This window comes from Aerococcus sp. L_32 (assembly GCF_050689315.1).
Genome location: NZ_JBOEQF010000327.1, coordinates 1 through 2,182 on the forward strand (window position 1 = coordinate 1; position 2,182 = coordinate 2,182).

The 2,182-nt window shown below is 44.7% G+C and carries 3 protein-coding genes; all 3 read left to right on the top strand.

The window, feature by feature from the left end:
- Positions 1 to 33 precede the first annotated feature (33 nt).
- Genes ACRCJ0_RS12435 through rsmI form a run of 3 tightly spaced genes read left to right on the top strand, consistent with a single transcriptional unit; the run spans position 34 to position 2,063 of the window.
- Positions 34 to 792 carry a tRNA1(Val) (adenine(37)-N6)-methyltransferase gene (locus tag ACRCJ0_RS12435; RefSeq protein WP_431390622.1) on the top strand — a complete coding sequence of 253 codons (759 nt, stop codon included), beginning with the start codon at positions 34 to 36 and terminating at the stop codon, positions 790 to 792.
- Complete coding sequence (locus ACRCJ0_RS12440) at positions 782 to 1,162, top strand: GIY-YIG nuclease family protein (protein ID WP_431390624.1); 381 nt, start codon at positions 782 to 784, stop codon at positions 1,160 to 1,162. Before ACRCJ0_RS12435 ends, ACRCJ0_RS12440 begins: the two co-directional genes overlap by 11 nt.
- A gap of 4 nt (positions 1,163 to 1,166) precedes the next feature.
- Complete coding sequence (gene rsmI / locus ACRCJ0_RS12445; RefSeq protein WP_431387313.1) at positions 1,167 to 2,063, top strand: 16S rRNA (cytidine(1402)-2'-O)-methyltransferase; 897 nt, start codon at positions 1,167 to 1,169, stop codon at positions 2,061 to 2,063.
- The last annotated feature ends 119 nt before the right edge of the window (positions 2,064 to 2,182 follow it).

Genomic DNA, 2,182 nt, shown 5'->3' on the forward strand with positions numbered 1-2,182 from the left:
TGGTGAGCGTGCTGGTGAGGGGAATCAAGGCTAATGGAGACACCCTTATTACAAGCAGGCGAACGGTTGGATGCCTTAATTCCGCAAAATCTTGAAATTATTCAAAGTGACCTGACCTTCTCCTTTTCAGTAGACGCAATTTTATTGGCGCATTTCGCCCAAGTGTCTTCGAGTCGTGTGAAGCAGGTCATTGATTTTTGTTCGGGTAATGGGGTAATTCCTTTATTGTTATCAGCCAAAACCAACGATAAAACGCAGATTCATGGCATCGAAATCCAACCCCAAGTAGCAGATATGGCGAAACGGTCTATGGCCCACAATGACCTGTCTGATAAAATTAGGATTCACCAGATGGATTTAAAAGCTGTCCGTGATGCCTTTAAAAAGGATTCTGTGGATGTAGTGACTTGTAATCCACCATATTTTAAAAAGTATGATGAATCTAAGGTCAATTTATTAGATGCGAAAACCTTAGCGCGTCATGAAGTGGCCATGACAGCAGAAGACATTTTCCAGCAGGCTCAGTTTGTCCTACGTAACCGTGGTAAATTATATATTGTCCATAGACCTGAGCGGTTGAGTGAGTTGATTGTTTTAGGTAACCAATACCATTTGACTTTGAAACGGCTGCAATTTATCTATCCTAAACCAGGTAAAGAAGCGAAAACCATTTTGCTAGAATTCATGAAAGATGGCCATGATAAGGGCTTGCGGGTCTTGCCACCTTTCTACACGCAAACCTTGTCGGACGAGTATACACCAGAAATGAGACAGTTGATTTATGGCGAATAAGTCAGAAAAATGGCACTATTTCTACGTGCTAGCTTGCAGTGATAATACGCTTTACACAGGATATACGACTAATCCTGATCGTCGGGAAATGGTTCATAACCAAGGTAAGGGGGCCAAGTATACTCAGGCAGCTGGGCGTCGGCCAGTCCATATGGTTTACAGCAAGCCGTTTACATCAAAGTCGCGGGCCATGTCAGCGGAATATCGATTTAAACAATTAACCCGTAGACAAAAGGAAGGCTTCCTTAAAGAAAAGGGTGTCAGCCAAGTTTGGCCCCCAAAAATGTGGACGGACCGGGTGTCTGACAGCTTAGAGGGCAGTTTACCCTTTTTGCCGGAGGAAGAAAAAGCAGTTAAAGATGAGGAGTGAGGGCATGGTTCAGGTACAACATTCATTTACAAAACAGGAGAATGAAGGGTTTGGGACCTTGTATTTGGTGCCGACGCCGATTGGTAATTTGGAGGATATGACTTTTCGTGCAGTCAATACCTTGAAATCGGTGGATATGATTTTGGCGGAGGATACGCGAAATACGCAGAAGTTGCTCAACCATTTTGAGGTGCCGACGGGGCAGATGTCCTACCACCAACATAATAGTCAGACGCGGATTCCACAAATTTTGGCTATGCTGAAAGAAGGGCAGAGTTTAGCTCAGGTGTCTGATGCAGGGATGCCAGCGATTTCTGATCCGGGATTTGAGTTGGCGCAAGCAGCTATTGCAGAAGGTATTCGGGTTGTGCCGCTACCTGGAGCCAATGCGGCCTTAACTGGGCTAGTGGCTTCAGGTTTGGATACTGACCAGTTTGCTTTTATTGGATTTTTACCGCGTAAGAAGTCTGAGAAAAAGGCTTTCTTGGATGACTTGATGAATTTTCCCTACACGATGATGTTTTATGAATCGCCTTACCGCTTGGTGCAAACCCTTGAGGATTGTCGAGATGCCTTCGGTCCTGACCGGCCTGCGGTGGTGGTCCGGGAGTTGACTAAGAAGTTTGAAGAGTTTAACCGAGGCAGCCTGGATGATTTGGCTGTGCATTTTGACCAAAATGGGCCGATTAAAGGGGAGATTTGCTTCTATATTGCGGGTAATGATGCGCCAATGACTGAGGCGACGATGTTGCAGGATGCTTTAGAGGAAAAGTCCTTGAAAGACCAGGTGGACTGGTGGATGGGGCAAAAAGAATTGTCGACAAAGGATGCGATTAAACAAGTTGCTAAACAAACGGGTATCAATAAGCGGGAAGTATATGCAGCTTACCACGAAATATAGGAGGCTTTATGATTCCATATCTCATAGCGCTAACATGTTTTCTTGTTGGCATAGTTATTCTCGTTATTGCACCGCGTAATTTGGTGGATAATTTCCTGTTTTTAGCGGGCTTTATTATC

Bases quoted from the DNA above. Each gene is read 5' to 3' on its own strand.
- ACRCJ0_RS12435 (WP_431390622.1), top strand. From the start codon at position 34: ATGGAGACACCCTTATTACAAGCAGGCGAACGGTTGGATGCCTTAATT.
- ACRCJ0_RS12440 (WP_431390624.1), top strand. From the start codon at position 782: ATGGCGAATAAGTCAGAAAAATGGCACTATTTCTACGTGCTAGCTTGC.
- rsmI (WP_431387313.1), top strand. From the start codon at position 1,167: ATGGTTCAGGTACAACATTCATTTACAAAACAGGAGAATGAAGGGTTT.